The 14447-nt window shown below is 71.8% G+C and carries 14 protein-coding genes and 1 riboswitch; of the genes, 6 read left to right on the top strand and 8 right to left on the bottom strand.

Features of this window, described 5'->3' with window-relative positions; all coding sequences use genetic code 11:
• Nucleotides 1-153: 153 nt before the first annotated feature.
• Both DMA15_RS22610 and DMA15_RS22605 read left to right on the top strand, forming a co-directional pair.
• Nucleotides 154-1533 (top strand): FAD-binding oxidoreductase, encoded by a 1380-nt coding sequence (locus DMA15_RS22610; RefSeq protein ID WP_125514570.1) that lies wholly within the window; start codon nucleotides 154-156, stop codon nucleotides 1531-1533.
• A 13-nt stretch (nucleotides 1534-1546) separates the two neighbouring features.
• Nucleotides 1547-2302, top strand: a complete 756-nt coding sequence (locus DMA15_RS22605; RefSeq protein WP_125514569.1) for a decaprenylphospho-beta-D-erythro-pentofuranosid-2-ulose 2-reductase — start codon at nucleotides 1547-1549, stop codon at nucleotides 2300-2302.
• Between the two features lie 18 nt (nucleotides 2303-2320).
• Here the strand turns inward: DMA15_RS22605 and DMA15_RS22600 are convergent, their stop codons facing one another.
• The 4 genes from DMA15_RS22600 to glyA form a co-directional block, all read right to left on the bottom strand.
• Complete coding sequence (locus tag DMA15_RS22600) at nucleotides 2321-3523, bottom strand: hypothetical protein (protein ID WP_125514568.1); 1203 nt, start codon at nucleotides 3521-3523, stop codon at nucleotides 2321-2323.
• A gap of 37 nt (nucleotides 3524-3560) precedes the next feature.
• Nucleotides 3561-4148 carry a 2'-5' RNA ligase family protein gene (locus DMA15_RS22595; RefSeq protein ID WP_125514567.1) on the bottom strand — a complete coding sequence of 196 codons (588 nt, stop codon included), beginning with the start codon at nucleotides 4146-4148 and terminating at the stop codon, nucleotides 3561-3563.
• A gap of 55 nt (nucleotides 4149-4203) precedes the next feature.
• Nucleotides 4204-5217 carry a tryptophan--tRNA ligase gene (gene trpS, locus DMA15_RS22590; RefSeq protein ID WP_125514566.1) on the bottom strand — a complete coding sequence of 338 codons (1014 nt, stop codon included), beginning with the start codon at nucleotides 5215-5217 and terminating at the stop codon, nucleotides 4204-4206.
• A gap of 99 nt (nucleotides 5218-5316) precedes the next feature.
• On the bottom strand, nucleotides 5317-6615 hold the full coding sequence (gene glyA, locus DMA15_RS22585; RefSeq protein ID WP_125514565.1) for a serine hydroxymethyltransferase: 1299 nt from the start codon (nucleotides 6613-6615) through the stop codon (nucleotides 5317-5319).
• A gap of 38 nt (nucleotides 6616-6653) precedes the next feature.
• A riboswitch (ZMP/ZTP riboswitch) is annotated at nucleotides 6654-6745 on the bottom strand.
• Nucleotides 6746-6862: 117 nt separating this feature from the next.
• Here glyA and rocD point away from each other — a divergent pair.
• On the top strand, nucleotides 6863-8086 hold the full coding sequence (rocD, locus tag DMA15_RS22580; RefSeq protein ID WP_125514564.1) for an ornithine--oxo-acid transaminase: 1224 nt from the start codon (nucleotides 6863-6865) through the stop codon (nucleotides 8084-8086).
• A gap of 78 nt (nucleotides 8087-8164) precedes the next feature.
• On the opposite strand, the gene DMA15_RS22575 is transcribed toward rocD, so the two are convergent.
• From DMA15_RS22575 to DMA15_RS22565, 3 genes are all read right to left on the bottom strand, one after another.
• Entirely contained in the window at nucleotides 8165-8974 is an 810-nt protein-coding gene (locus tag DMA15_RS22575; protein ID WP_125517944.1) for an SAM-dependent methyltransferase, read from the bottom strand.
• A gap of 231 nt (nucleotides 8975-9205) precedes the next feature.
• Nucleotides 9206-10096, bottom strand: coding sequence for an NAD(P)-binding domain-containing protein (locus tag DMA15_RS22570; protein WP_125514563.1), 891 nt, complete (start codon nucleotides 10094-10096; stop codon nucleotides 9206-9208).
• A 108-nt stretch (nucleotides 10097-10204) separates the two neighbouring features.
• The gene (locus tag DMA15_RS22565; protein WP_125514562.1) at nucleotides 10205-11611 is read right to left on the bottom strand and encodes a PLP-dependent aminotransferase family protein; all 1407 of its coding nucleotides are present in this window, start codon (nucleotides 11609-11611) and stop codon (nucleotides 10205-10207) included.
• Between the two features lie 47 nt (nucleotides 11612-11658).
• On the opposite strand from DMA15_RS22565, the gene DMA15_RS22560 reads away from it, so the two are divergent.
• From DMA15_RS22560 to DMA15_RS22550, 3 genes are read left to right on the top strand one after another with little or no spacing between them, the layout of a single operon-like run.
• The gene (locus tag DMA15_RS22560) at nucleotides 11659-12201 is read left to right on the top strand and encodes a carboxymuconolactone decarboxylase family protein (protein WP_125514561.1); all 543 of its coding nucleotides are present in this window, start codon (nucleotides 11659-11661) and stop codon (nucleotides 12199-12201) included.
• A complete protein-coding gene (locus DMA15_RS22555) occupies nucleotides 12198-12644 on the top strand; it encodes a carboxymuconolactone decarboxylase family protein (RefSeq protein WP_125514560.1) in 447 nt (148 codons plus the stop codon). Before DMA15_RS22560 ends, DMA15_RS22555 begins: the two co-directional genes overlap by 4 nt.
• Nucleotides 12641-13384 carry an isocitrate lyase/phosphoenolpyruvate mutase family protein gene (locus tag DMA15_RS22550; protein ID WP_125517943.1) on the top strand — a complete coding sequence of 248 codons (744 nt, stop codon included), beginning with the start codon at nucleotides 12641-12643 and terminating at the stop codon, nucleotides 13382-13384. Before DMA15_RS22555 ends, DMA15_RS22550 begins: the two co-directional genes overlap by 4 nt.
• 96 nt (nucleotides 13385-13480) lie before the next feature.
• On the opposite strand, the gene DMA15_RS22545 is transcribed toward DMA15_RS22550, so the two are convergent.
• Nucleotides 13481-14446 carry an ABC transporter substrate-binding protein gene (locus DMA15_RS22545; protein WP_125514559.1) on the bottom strand — a complete coding sequence of 322 codons (966 nt, stop codon included), beginning with the start codon at nucleotides 14444-14446 and terminating at the stop codon, nucleotides 13481-13483.
• Nucleotide 14447: the final 1 nt, after the last annotated feature.

Genomic DNA, 14447 nt, shown 5'->3' with positions numbered 1-14447 from the left:
CTTTTTCGCCGGGAACCGGACACCTCGACTCTTGTGGCCAACCCTCAAATAATTCCGGCAATCTTGTGATGACACTCCCTTAATCACCCATTTCGGTGAGAGTACTGATGATTTATGGCGAACTATCCCTAACGGGGCGTTACGGTCGGTGACATGCCTGCCGAATCCCCCGCACTGCCCCCTTCCGAAGCCGCGTCCGTCTCCGGCTGGGGCCGCACGGCCCCGACCACCGCCCGGCTGGTGAGACCCCGCACACCGGAGGAGGCCGCGGCCGCCGTACGCGACTGCGGCGAGCGGGGCGGCATCGCGAGGGGCCTGGGCCGGGCCTACGGCGACGCGGCGCAGAACGCGGGCGGTGCCGTCTTCGACATGACGGGCCTTGACCGGGTGCGCGTCATCGACGCCGACGCGGGCACGGTCGTGTGCGACTCCGGGGTCTCGCTGCACCGCCTGATGGAAGTCCTGCTCCCCCTCGGCTGGTTCGTGCCGGTGACGCCGGGCACCCGCTATGTGACGGTCGGCGGGGCCATCGGCGCCGACATCCACGGCAAGAACCACCACGTCTCGGGGTCGTTCTCCCGCCACGTCCTCTCGATGGACGTGCTCACGGCCGACGGCACGGTCCACACCGTCACGCCCGGCACCCCGCTCTTCGACGCCACGGCGGGCGGCATGGGCCTGACCGGCGTCATCCTGTCGGCGACCGTCCAACTCCAGCCGGTCGAGACCTCCTTGATGAGCGTCGACACGGAACGCGCCACGGACCTCGACGACTTGATGGCCCGCCTCACCGCCACCGACCACCGCTACCGCTACTCGGTCGCCTGGATCGACCTCCTGGCGCGCGGCACCGCCATGGGCCGCTCGGTCCTCACCCGCGGCGACCACGCCCCCCTGGACGCGCTTCCGGCCCGGGCACGCGCGCGCAGGGCCCCGCTCGCGTTCCGCCCCGGACAGCTCCCCGCCGCCCCCTCCTTCGTGCCGGAGGGGCTGCTCGGCAAAACCTCGGTGGGCCTCTTCAACGAGCTGTGGTACCGCAGAGCGCCCCGTTCACGCACCGGCGAACTCCAGAAGATCTCCACCTTCTTCCACCCCCTGGACGGCGTCCCGCACTGGAACCGCGTCTACGGCCGCAGCGGTTTCGTGCAGTACCAATTCGTCGTCGGGTACGGCAAGGAGGAGGCCCTGCGCCGCGTCGTGCGGCGCATCTCGGAGCGCGGCTGCCCGTCCTTCCTCGCCGTCCTGAAGCGCTTCGGTCAGGGCGACCCGGGCTGGCTCTCCTTCCCGATGCCCGGCTGGACGCTCGCCCTCGACATCCCCGCCAACCTGCCGGGGCTCGGCGCCTTCCTCGACGAACTCGACGAGGAGGTGGCCGCCGCCGACGGGCGCGTCTACCTCGCCAAGGACTCACGGCTGCGGCCCGAGATGCTCGCCGCGATGTACCCCCGGCTCGACGACTTCCGCGCCCTGCGGGCCGATCTCGACCCGCGCGGCGTGTTCCGCTCGGACCTCTCCCGCCGCCTCGCCCTCTAGGAGACCGGTACTCATGAAAGACGCCTTCGGCACCCCCCAGTCCCTGCTCGTCCTCGGCGGCACCTCCGAGATCGGCCTCGCCACCGCGCGGCGCCTCGTCGCCCGCCGCACCCGCACGGTGTGGCTGGCCGGCCGCCTCTCACCGGCCCTGGAGAAGGCCGCGTCCGGGCTGCGCGACCTGGGGGCGGACGTGCGCACCGTCGCCTTCGACGCGCTCGACCCCGAGTCCCACGAGGAGAACCTCGGCAAGGTCTTCGCCGAGGGCGACATCGACATGGTGCTGCTCGCCTTCGGCGTCCTCGGCGACCAGGCACGCGACGAGGACGAGCCCCTCGCCGCGGTGCGCGTCGCCCAGACCAACTACACCGGGGCGGTCTCCGCGGGCCTGGTCTGCGCGCGGGCGCTTCAGTCCCAGGGGCACGGCTCCCTGGTGGTGCTCTCCTCCGTGGCGGGCGAGCGGGCCCGCCGCGCCAACTTCATCTACGGCTCCAGCAAGGCGGGCCTCGACGCGTTCGCCCAGGGCCTCGGGGACGCGCTGTACGGCACCGGGGTGCACGTGATGGTGGTCCGCCCCGGCTTCGTGCGCACGAAGATGACGGTGGGCCTGGAGGAGGCGCCCATGGCGACCACTCCGGAGGCGGTGGCGGAGGCGATCGAGACCGGTCTGCGGCGCCGCTCGGAGACGGTGTGGGTGCCCGGGGCGCTGCGGATGGTCATGTCGGCGCTGCGGCACGTGCCGAGGCCGCTGTTCCGGCGCCTGCCGCTGTGAGGCACCGCGCCCGCCGCTTCAGCGCTTGAGGGTGACGACGACGGCCTTCGACGCGGGCGGCCCGCTCTGGAGCACGTCGACGGTGCCAAAACCGATCACCTTGTCCGTGCCGGGCACCGGGACGATCCTCTTGAGCCAGAGCTGCTGCTGCGACTCGGGGCGCACGCCTCCGGTGGCGGGCAGCCGCGGCTTCTTGATCTTGGTGCAGGCGCCGTCGGCGGCCAGGTGCCAGTTGCCGTCCATGAAGAAGCCGCCGTCGCCGTCCCGGATGACCGGGCGACGGTACGCGCACGCTCCGGGGAACGGCTCGGCCTCCGTCCAGCGGGAGCCGTTCCAGCGCAGCGTGAAGGACGAGGGGCGCGGGTCGGGGTTTTCCTCCGCGTCATACCCCTTGAAGGAGTGCTGCCCGACGGCAAGGGCGTACGTCCTGGAGGCGACGTCGATCTCCGTGAACCCCGCGAAGGGCTCGGGCGGCACGGGGGCGGGGAAGCGCATCGTCGGTGTCTTGGTGAGCGTCCACTTCTCGCCGTCGTACCGCATCGCGGCGGGCTGTGACACCTGGCCTCCCGCGCCGCCGATGCCCGGCCCCGTCGTGCGGGAGCCGACCGCCCACACGTCGTCCGGCGCCGAACCGGCGAGGGCGACGACGTTCTGCGCGGGCATCGGCGTCACCGTCCAGCGGTCGCCGTCCCAGTGCGTGACCTTCCCGTCGCCCCGCAGCGCCCACACGTCGTCGGGGGCGATGACCTCGACGTGGGTGAGCGGACCGGCCGGGGCGTTCCGCACGGGACCCCAGCGGGTGCCGTCCCACAGGGCGTGACGCGGCTTCTCCGGAGCCGAGGAGGTCCCCTCCGCGGTGGTCAGCCGGATGCCCGCCGACCCCAGGGACTCCAGCCGCGAGAGGGCGGGGTCGCCCTCGACCGGCATCGGCTTCCGCGACCACTTCTCGCCGTCGAAGTGGAGCAGGTGCCCGCGCGCGAACCGCCCGTCCGTGCCGGCGCCGTCGCTGCCGATGGCCCAGATGTCGTCCGGCGCCATGACGGCGCCGTCGATCAGCTCGCCGTCCACCTCGTCGACGCGCTCGTACGCCCAGGAGAGCCCCGCCGCGCGCGGCCTGTCCGGCGCGTCCGGCCTGCCGTCGGTGTTTCCGCCACGTTCCTGCGCCCCGCAGCCCGCCGCCACGACGGCGAGCACGGCGACGGCCGCCGCTGATCTGCGCATGGTCCCCCCAGCACGGTCGACCGGAGGGCTGCCCCGGTCAGCGAGCGGGCAGCGTACCCCGGGCCTGCGAGGAGGGTGTCTGAGGGGGCACCACGGGGCCGCGGCCGCCGAAGGCGAACTCGCGCAGCTTGCGCCAGACGCCGTCGGAACCCTGCTCGTAGAGCGCGAAGCCGGTGCAGGGCCACTGGGCCTCGTACTCCGAGAGTTCCTCGAACGCCTGGTCCATGGCCTCTTCGGCGATGCCGTGCGCCACCGTGACATGCGGGTGATAGGGGAACTGCAGTTCGCGTGCTATCGGCCCCGACGCGTCCCGCACCCGCTCCTGGAGCCAGGAGCAGGCCGCGGCGCCCTCCACCACCTGCACGAAGACGACGGGCGACAGCGGGCGGAAGGTGCCGGTCCCCGAGAGGCGCATCGGGAAGGGGCGGCCCGCCGCCGCCACCGAGAGGAGATGCGCCTCCACCGCGGGCAGCGCGGACGCCTCCACCTCGGTGGGGGGCAGCAGGGTCACGTGCGTGGGGATGCCGTGCGCCGCGGGGTCACCGAAGCCCGCGCGCCGCTCCTGGAGCAGGCTGCCGTGAGGCTCCGGGACCGCGATCGAGACGCCGATCGTTACGGTCCCCACGTCGTACTCCTGTCGTCGTGTCGATTCGTCGTGCCGGTGGGCGGGAGGGCGCTGCTCAGTGCTTGGCGGGCAGGAAGCCCACCTTGTCGTACGCCTGCGCGAGGGTCTCGGCGGCGACGGCACGGGCCTTCTCCGCGCCCTTGGCCAGGATCGAGTCGAGCGTCTCCGGGTCGTCCAGGTACTCCTGGGTGCGGTCCCGGAACGGGGTCACGAACTCGACCATGACCTCGGCGAGGTCGGTCTTCAGCGCACCGTAGCCCCTGCCGGCGTACTTCTGCTCCAGTTCCGCGATACCGGTGCCGGTGAGCGTGGAGTAGATGCTGAGGAGGTTGCTGATGCCCGGCTTCTCGGCCAGGTCGTAGCGGACCACCGTGTCGGTGTCGGTGACGGCGCTCTTGACCTTCTTGGCGGTGGCCTTCGGCTCGTCGAGGAGGTTGATCAGGCCCTTCGGCGTGGACGCCGACTTGCTCATCTTGATCGACGGGTCCTGAAGGTCGTAAATCTTCGCCGTCTCCTTGAGGATGTACGCCGAGGGGACCGTGAACGTCTGGCCGAAGCGGCCGTTGAAGCGCTCGGCGAGGTCGCGGGTCAGCTCGATGTGCTGGCGCTGGTCCTCGCCGACCGGCACCTCGTTCGCCTGGTAGAGCAGGATGTCCGCGACCTGGAGGACCGGATACGTGAAGAGGCCGACCGAGGCGCGCTCGGCGCCCTGCTTGGCGGACTTGTCCTTGAACTGCGTCATGCGGGAGGCCTCGCCGAAGCCGGTGAGGCAGTTCATGACCCAGCCGAGCTGGGCGTGCTCGGGGACGTGGCTCTGGACGAAGAGCGTGCAGCGCTCCGGGTCGAGACCGGCGGCCAGCAGCTGGGCGGCGGCGAGCCGGGTGTTGGCGCGCAGTTCCGCGGGGTCCTGCGGGACCGTGATCGCGTGCAGGTCGACCACCATGTAGAAGGCGTCGTGGGAGTCCTGGAGGGCCACCCACTGGCGGACCGCGCCGAGGTAGTTGCCGAGGTGGAACGAGCCGGCGGTGGGCTGGATTCCGGAGAGCACACGAGGTCGTTCAGAGGCCATGCGCCCCATTCTCTCAGGTGACTCTCATAGCTCGGAAACAGGCTTGCGGTGATGTGACCTGGTCAACCTCCGCCGGGAGGCCGACCAGGCGGGCGGGCGTCAGTCGGTGGGCAGGCCGGGGGCCGGGTGGGCGGACATCAGGTCGGCGACCTCGGCCCTGATCTTCGTCAGGGCGTCCTCGTCCTCGGCGCGCGCGGCGGCGACACCGCGGTCGATCCAGTCGGCGACGGCCGCCATGTGCTCGGTGCCGAGGCCCCGGGAGGTGAGGGAGGGGGTGCCGATGCGCACGCCCGAGGGGTCGAAGGGCTTCCTCGGGTCGAAGGGCACGGTGTTGTGGTTGACGACGATCCCGGCCCGGTCCAGGGCCTTGGCGGCGATCTTGCCCGGTACGTCCTTGGGGGTGAGGTCCATCAGGATCAGGTGGTTGTCGGTGCCGCCGGAGACCAGGTCGAAGCCGCGGGCGAGCAGGGCCTCGGCGAGGGCCTTGGCGTTGGCGACGACCGCGTGGGCGTAGTCGCGGAAGGAGGGCCGGGAGGCTTCGTGCAGGGCGACGGCGATGGCGGCGGTGGTCTGGTTGTGCGGGCCGCCCTGGAGGCCGGGGAAGACCGCCTTGTCGATGGCCTTGGCGTGCTCCTCGCGGGCCATGAGCATCGCGCCGCGCGGACCGCGCAGGGTCTTGTGGGTGGTCGTGGAGATCACGTCGGCGTGCGGTACCGGTGAGGGGTGGGCGCCGCCCGCGATCAGTCCGGCGATGTGCGCGATGTCGGCGACCAGGACGGCGCCGGCCTCGCGGGCGATCTCGGCGAAGGCCGCGAAGTCGATGGTGCGGGGCAGCGCGGTGCCGCCGCAGAAGATCAGCTTGGGGCGCTCCTTGAGGGCGAGGTCGCGGACCTCGTCGAGGTCGATGAGCCCGGTGTCCCGGCGTACGCCGTACTGCACGCCGCGGAACCACTTGCCGGTGGCGGAGACGCCCCAGCCATGGGTGAGGTGGCCGCCCATGGGCAGGGCCATCCCCATCACGGTGTCACCGGGCTCGGCGAAGGCGAGGTAGACGGCGAGGTTGGCCGGGGAGCCGGAGTAGGGCTGGACGTTGGCGTGCTCGACGCCGAAGAGGGCCTTGGCGCGGGCGATGGCCAGGCGCTCGACGGGGTCGATGTTCTGCTGGCCCTCGTAGTAGCGGCGGCCCGGGTAGCCCTCGCTGTACTTGTTCTGAAGGACGGTGCCGGAGGCTTCGAGGACGGCGGAGGAGACGTAGTTCTCGCTGGGGATCAGCCGCAGGGTGTCGGCCTGGAGCCGTTCCTCGGCGCCGATGAGGGCGGCGAGTTCGGGGTCCTCGGCGGCGAGGGCGGGGTGGTGCTGAGCGGCAGCGTAAGGGGAAGGAGAAGAAGAGGGAGTCATGGCGTCCTCCGGGGCGAGCGGTGTGTGTCCGGTCGTGTCCCGGGTGCCCAGGCGGTCGGCACCTCGAAGGTTCTGCCTTCGCACGGCTTCCTCGGGGTCGGTTCCCCGTGCGCCAGTCGCCGTGCTGTTGGGGCCACCATAGCTGGCACGCCGTTGTGGCAGGTTTCTTCGTCCGCGATGCGAGCGACGATAGAAATTGGCCTACCGGCCCACCATCGCTTCACGCCGCAGGACGAACGGAGACCCCGTGTCGAGTACGCCATCTCCCCGCACGGCCAGCGAGCAGTTCATCGCCTCGGCCGAGGCGCACAGCGCGCACAACTACCATCCGCTGCCCATCGTGGTCGCCTCCGCCGAGGGCGCGTGGATGACCGACGTCGAGGGGCGCCGCTACCTCGACATGCTCGCCGGGTACTCGGCGCTCAACTTCGGGCACGGCAACCGCAGGCTGGTCGATGCGGCCAAGGCCCAGCTGGACCGCGTCACGCTGACCTCGCGGGCCTTCCACCACGACCGGTTCGCCGAGTTCTGCACGCGCCTGGCCGAGCTGTGCGGCAAGGAGATGGTGCTGCCGATGAACACGGGCGCGGAGGCCGTCGAGACGGCGGTGAAGACCGCGCGGAAGTGGGGGTACAAGGTCAAGGGCGTGCCGGACGGGCGGGCGAGGATCGTCGTCGCCGCCGACAACTTCCACGGCCGGACCACGACCATCATCAGCTTCTCCACGGACGCCGAGGCGCGGGCGGACTACGGGCCGTACACCCCGGGTTTCGACATCGTGCCGTACGGGGATCTGGCGGCGCTGCGGGCCGCGCTCACCGACGACACCGTGGCGGTGCTGCTCGAACCGATCCAGGGCGAGGCCGGGGTGCTCGTGCCGCCCGCCGGGTATCTGGCGGGGGTCAGGGAGCTGACCCGGGAGCGCGGGGTGCTCTTCATGGCGGACGAGATCCAGTCGGGGCTCGGCCGGACGGGACGTACGTTCGCGTGTGAGCACGAGGGCGTGGTGCCGGACGTGTACGTACTGGGCAAGGCACTCGGCGGCGGGGTCGTGCCGGTGTCGGCGGTGGTCGCGGACGCCGATGTGCTCGGGGTGTTCGGGCCGGGCGAGCACGGGTCGACGTTCGGCGGCAATCCCCTCGCCTGTGCCGTGGCGCTGGAGGTGATCGCCATGCTGTCGACCGGCGAGTTCCAGGAGCGGGCCACGGAGCTGGGCGACCATCTCCACGCCGAGCTGGGGCTGCTGACGGGGACCGGCAAGGTGACTCAGGTGCGCGGGCGCGGGCTGTGGGCGGGCGTCGACATCGCCCCGTCGCACGGCACGGGCCGGGAGGTCTCGGAGAAGCTGATGGACCGGGGGGTGCTGGTCAAGGACACGCACGGGGCGACGATCCGCATCGCTCCCCCGCTGGTGATCAGCAAGGAGGATCTGGACTGGGGTCTTGATCAGCTGCGGTCGGTGCTGAGCTAGCGGTCCGGTGCCGTACCGGGGGCCCTGCGCCCCTGTCCCCGGTACGGCGCCGCGCGGCTCGGCCCGCCGTCAGTCACCTCACTTGCGGCCCACGCCGGCGAACATCGCCACCTCGTCCGGGAGCGGCGCGTCGGCTTCGGCCGGCTCGGGCCGCCAGCGGTTGCACGACACCACGCCCGGCTCTAGGAGGCGCAACCCGTCGAAGAAGCGGGCCACTTGGTCCGGGGTGCGCTGGGTGAGCTTCGGTGTCCCGTGCTCGTTCCAGAACGCCACGGCCGCGTCCACGTCCGGCATCGACGGGCTGGTGACGGTGTGGCTGAGGACGAGGTGGCTGCCCGCGGGCAGGCCGTCGAGGAGCCGTCGCACGGTGTCGTACGCCTCCGTGTCGTCGTCGATGAAGATGACGACGCCGAGCAGCATCAGGGCGACCGGCTCGCTGAAGTCGAGGGTGCGGGCGGCGTGTTCGAGGATGGTGTCGACGTCGCGCATGTCGGCGTCGAGGTAGTCGGTGCGGCCCTCGGCGGAGCTCGTGAGCAGGGCGCGGGCGTGGGCGAGGACCAGCGGGTCGTTGTCGACGTAGACGATGCGGGACTCGGGGGCGAGGCGCTGGGCTACCTCGTGGGTGTTGTCGGCGGTGGGCAGGCCCGTGCCGACGTCGAGGAACTGCCGGATGCCCTCGTCCTTCACCAGGTGACGCACCGCGCGGCCCAGGAAGAGGCGGTCGGCGCGGGCGTACTCGCCGATGCCAGGGTGGAGTTCGCGGATGCGGTCGCCCGCCTCTTGGTCCACCTCGTAGTTGTCCTTGCCGCCGAGCCAGTAGTTCCAGATGCGGGCCGTGTGGGGCCGGGCGGTGTCGACTCTGCTGAGGTCGGACTCGGTCTCTGGCATGGACTCGGGCACGGGGGGCTCCTGGGCGGTGGGGGCGGTGGCACGCGGCGGCGCGGTTCAACGGGCAGCCTACCCAAGGGTATTGGGGGTACGGCTGAGTGTGCCGTTCCCCGGCGGGCTCTGGCGGGGCGCCTGTGCTCCGGTTCCTTCCCTGCGGGTGCGTTGTGGCTGAGCGCGCCGTTCCCCGCGCCCCTGACGGGGCGCCCATGCCCGGGGCGTTCTTCGGCAGGGTTACTTGGTCAGGAGTTCGAACAGGCTGGAGAAGCCCTGTTCGCCGTGGCCGGTTGCTATTCGGTGGTCCATCAAGGTCTTTACCTCTCGCATCCGTACCGCCTCCACCCCGACCGACTCCCGGTGGCTGATCAAGTCGTCCATCAGGGCCGCCTGGACGTTGAGCGAGCCGAGGTCCGGGCCATACTCGCCGGTCTTGATCGCGTCGGCCATCGAGGTGAGCAGGGGCGGGTAGCCGGACAGTGAGTCCGCGAAGCGTTCGGTGAAAGCGGCCACGTCGCCTCCCTCCGCCCGCACCAGCTTGAGCGTGTGCAGGAAGCCGATGAGCATCTCGAAGCCCATCGCGACCTGGGCCATGAACTCCACGGCCGCGGCCCCCGCGTCCTCCCCGTGGTACGCGATGCCGCCGAGCAGCCGCAGCGTCGGCTCATGGGCCTCGTAGGCCGCGCGGGAGCCGCTGAAGGGGAACCTGACGTGCGGCTTGCCCACGTCCGGCGGGTCTCCCATGACCTTGCCGTCGATGTACTCCGCGCCACGCTCGCCCGCCCAGCGCTCGTTCGCCCGCGCCTGCGCGGGAGAGCCGCTCGTGACGTTCACCAGGACCTTGCCCGCGACCGCCCCCTCCACGGCCGCCAGGACCTCGTCCACCGCCGCGCCGTCGAGCAGGCAGATCACGACGAGCGGGCTCGCCGCCACCGCCCCCGCGGCCGTCTCCGCCGCCGTCGCCCCGGCGTCGACCAGTGGCGCGCTCTTGGACGCGGTTCTGTTCCAGACCGTGGTGTCAAAGCCGTGCTCCACGAAGGTCCTTGCGATCGCCGAGCCCATGTCGCCCAGGCCGAGCACGGTCACCCGGCCGGTCGGCCCCTCACCTGTCGGTGTCGTTTTCGTCATGCGTGGGACGGTAGTTGGGGGTGTGGCGCGATCGGATCGGTCCGGCGGCCGAGGCCGGTTACGGCTTTGGGCGCAGGCCCACAGGACCGCGGGGACGAGCGCGCCGGGTCACGGAAGCACCCGGCACAGCGCGTCCAGCGCCCCCGCCCACGCGTGCTCCGCGGGCGTCCCGTACCCCACCACCAGCGCGTCCCGCTCCCCCACCCCCGCGAGCGGATGGCGGAAGCGGGCCAGGCCCTGGACGGCGAGGCGTTCCCAGTTGGCGGCCTGGACGACCGACTGCTCGGTGCCCGGCGGGAGTTCGAGGACCGCGTGGAGGCCGGCCGCGATGCCCGAGGCGCGGGTCTCGGGGGACCGTTCGGCGAGGGCCGCCACGAGCTGGTCGCGGCGGCGCCGGTAGCGCAGGCGGGCGGCGCGCACATGACGGTCGTACGCACCCGACGTGAGGAAGTCCGCGAGCGTCAGCTGGTCGAGCGTGCCGCAGGACCACCCGGCCGCGTCCTTCTCGCCGAGCACCTCGTCGCGCAGCCCCGACGGCACCACCATCCAGCCGAGTCGCAGCCCGGGTGCGAGGGACTTGCTGGCCGTGCCGAGGTAGACCACGTGCTCGGGGTCGAGGCCCTGGAGCGCGCCGACGGGCTGGCGGTCGTAGCGGAACTCGCCGTCGTAGTCGTCCTCCAGGATCAGCCCGCCCTCGCGCCGCGCCCAGTCGACGGCCGCCGCGCGCCGGTCGGGGTGGAGCGGTACGCCCATCGGGAACTGGTGTGCGGGCGTGAGCAGCACCGCCTTCGCGGCGCCCGCGTCGAGCCCCGCGGTGCGGGTGCCCAGGTCGTCGAAGTCGAGGGGGCTCGTCCGCAGGCCCGCGCGGTGCAGCAGGTTCCAGTGGATGTCCAGGCCGTACGACTCCACGGCCGCCGCCCGCAGACCGCGCGCCCGCAGCACCCGGCCCAGGAGGGACAGGCCGTGCACGAATCCGGCGGTGATGATCACGCGGTCGGGGTCGGCGTGCACGCCGCGGGCCCGCGCGAGGTAGCCGGCAAGGGCCTCGCGGAGTTCGACGCGGCCACGGGGATCGCCGTACCCGAACGCGGCGTTGGGCGCCGCCGACAGCGCGCGCCGGGCCGCCTTGAGCCACTCCGCGCGCGGGAAGGCGGCCAGGTCGGGCGTGCCGGGGGTGAGGTCGTACGTCGGGGCGCCCGCGGGCCTGCGGGTCGGCGCGGGCCGCACCGGCGGGGTGATCGCGCGCTCGGCGACCCGCGTGCCCGAGCCCTGGCGGGCGGTGAGCCAGCCCTCGGCGACCAGGTCGGCGTAGGCGTCGGCGACGGTGTTGCGCGCGATGCCGAGGTCGACGGCGAGGGAGCGGGACGAGGGCAGCCGGGTGCCGGGGGCGAGACGGCCGCCGCGCACCGCCGCGCGCAGGGCGTCCGTCAGGCCCTTGCGCACGCCGTTGCGGGACGCGTCGCCGCCCGTCTCCAGATGCAGGTCGACGCCGAGATTGGCCCAGGATTCCGCCATGGAAATGGACCATACCGGTGGGCTACCCCGACCGTAGGGTCGAGGGCATGACGACGCACGAGACCGCCCCTGAGAACACGTCCGAGAACGCCCCCGCGAACTCCTCCGCCAAGGAGTACGTCCACGAGCACACGCCCCGCCTCGCCTGGGCCACGCATGCTCCCGAGGTCTTCAAGGCCATGATCAGACTCGACGCGGCGGCCCGTAAGGGCCTCGACCCGGTGATCTACGAACTGGTGAAGATCCGCGCCTCCCAGATCAACCGCTGCGCCCTCTGCCTGGACATGCACACCAAGGACGCGCTCGCCGCGGGCGAGAGCGTCGAGCGGATCATCCAGCTCAGCGCGTGGGAGGAGTCCCGGCACTTCTACACGGCCAAGGAGGTCGCCGCGATCGAGCTGACCGAGGCGGTCACCGTCCTCACCGACGGCTTCGTGCCGGACGAGGTGTACGAGAGGGCCGCCGCGCACTTCGAGGAGGCGGAGCTGACCCAGCTGATCGCCGCGATCACCGTCATCAACGCGTGGAACCGCTTCGGCGTCACGACCCGCCAGGTGCCGGGCCACTACAAGGCCGGAGACCTCAAGTGACCGCGCGCACCACCTACTTGGACCAGGGTGTCGGCGCCGCGATGTCCGCGCTGAGCGCCGCCGCCAAGCAGGGGCTGGGCGACCCGGCCCTCGCCGAGCTGGTGATGATCCGGGCGTCGCAGATCAACGCGTGCGCGTTCTGTCTCGACATGCATGCGGAGATCGCCCTCAAGAACGGCGAGAGCGCCAGGCGCATCGCCCTCCTCAACGCCTGGGAGGAGGCCGGGGACCTCTTCACCGCGCGCGAGCGCGCCGCCCTCGCGCTGACCGAGGCCGTCACCGTCCTCACCGACGGCTTCGTACCGGACGAGGTGTACGAGGAGGCCGCCGCGCACTTCGACGAGGCGCACCTCGCCCATCTCATCGGCCTGATCACCGTCATCAATGGCTGGAACCGCCTGATGGTCAGCCGCCGCGTCGAGCCGGGCGCCCGGCCGTGGTGAGCCCGGTGGCCGCCCTGCGCGCCCTGCACCACGACCGCGCCCCCGGCGATCCGCTGGTCCTGCCGGGGCCGTGGGACGCGGCGAGCGCCCGGGTGTTCGAGGAGGCGGGCAGTCCCGCGCTTGCCACGCCGAGCGCGGGGATCGCGCTCTCCCTCGGGTACGAGGACGGTCAGGTGCCGCCCGGGGAGATGTTCGCGGCGATCGCGCGCATCGTGCGGTCGGTCTCGGTGCCCGTGAGCGCGGACATCGAGGGCGGCTACGGCCTCCCGGCGAAGGAGCTGGTGGAACGGCTCCTGGAGACCGGCGCGGTCGGCTGCAACCTGGAGGACTCCGTCCGCGGCGAAGGCGGCGGCGAGGGCGGCGGCGAAGGCGTGCTCAGGGAACCCGCCGAGCAGGCCGACTTCCTCGCGGAGGTGCGGGCCGCGGCGGGGGACCGGCTCTTCGTCAACGCCCGCGTGGACACGTTCCTGCGGGGCGTTCCCGAGGTGGCGGCGGCGGTCGAGCGGGCCCGCCTCTACGTGGCGGCCGGAGCGGACTGCGTCTACCCGATCCTGGCGCCGCCCGAGGCGCTTCCCGCGCTGCGGGCGGGCATCGAGGGGCCGCTCAACGCGGTGGCCGGGGCGGGCGGACCCTCGCCTCAGGAGCTGGGGAAGCTCGGGGCCACCCGGATCACCTTCGGGCCCGGTCTGCTCCACCGGAGCCTGGGCGCCCTGCGGGACATCGCCGGCGAGCTGGTCTGAACCGTGCCGGGCGCCCCTTCAAAAGGCGCCCGGCACCGGTGCGTTGTGCCCACCCGTGCCGCCCTGCGGCACGCCTGCCCACAACGGGAGGAGCGGCTACTTGGGAAGCCAGCCCTTCCACTTCGACTCGTTCTTGTCCACCCACGCCTTCGCGGCGTCCTCGGGGGACATCTTCTTGTCGGCGATCATCAGGGAGACCTCGTTCTGGTCCTCCTCCGACCACTTGAAGTTCTTCAGGAACTCCGCGGCGTCGCCGCCCTTCTTGGCGAAGTCCGCGTTGAAGTACTTCTGGAGCGGTGTGTGCGGATAGGCGCACTTGATCTTGGCCGGGTCGGCGTCGCAGCCCTCCTTGTACTCGGGCAGCTTCACCTCCGTCATCGGCACCTTCTCGAACAGCCACTGCGGCTTGTACCAGTAGGTGAGGAACGGCTTCTTCTCCTTGGCGAACTGCTCGATCTGGGTGATCTGCGCCGCCTCGGACCCGGCGAAGACGACCTCGTAGTCGAGGTCCAGGTTCTTCACCAGCGCCTTGTCGTTGGTCACGTACGACGGGGAGCCGTCCATGAGCTGGCCCTTGCCGCCGCTCTCGGAGGTGCGGAACCGGTCGGCGTACTTGTTGAGGTTCTTCCAGTCCGTGACGTCCGGGTGCTTCTTGGCGAAGTACGTCGGTACGTACCAGCCGATGTGCCCGGTGACGCCGATGTCGCCGCCGGAGACGATCGTCTTCTTCTCCTTGACGTACCGCTGCTCCTGGTCCGGGTGGCCCCAGTCCTCCATGATCGCGTCGACGCGGCCCTGGCTGAGGGCGTCCCAGGCGGGCACCTCGTCGATCTGGACCTTGTCGACGCGGTAGCCCAGCTCGTTCTTGAGCAGGTACTCGGCGACGGCGACGTCCGCCTGCGCGCCGACCCAGGACTGGACCGAGAGGGTCACGGTCTTGGCCCCGGCGGCGTTCGCGTACGGCGACGCCTGCTTGCTCATGTCGGCGGCGCCGCAGCCGGAGAGCGCGAGGAGCGCGCCGCCGGCCGTGACGGCACTCATGACACGCGTACGAACTCGCATG

The sequence above is a fragment of the Streptomyces sp. WAC 01529 genome (genome assembly GCF_003945545.1).
GTDB lineage: Bacteria > Actinomycetota > Actinomycetes > Streptomycetales > Streptomycetaceae > Streptomyces > Streptomyces anatolicus.
The sequence above is the reverse complement of the archived record's forward strand: the minus strand, read 5'-3'. Positions and strand labels throughout refer to the sequence as shown.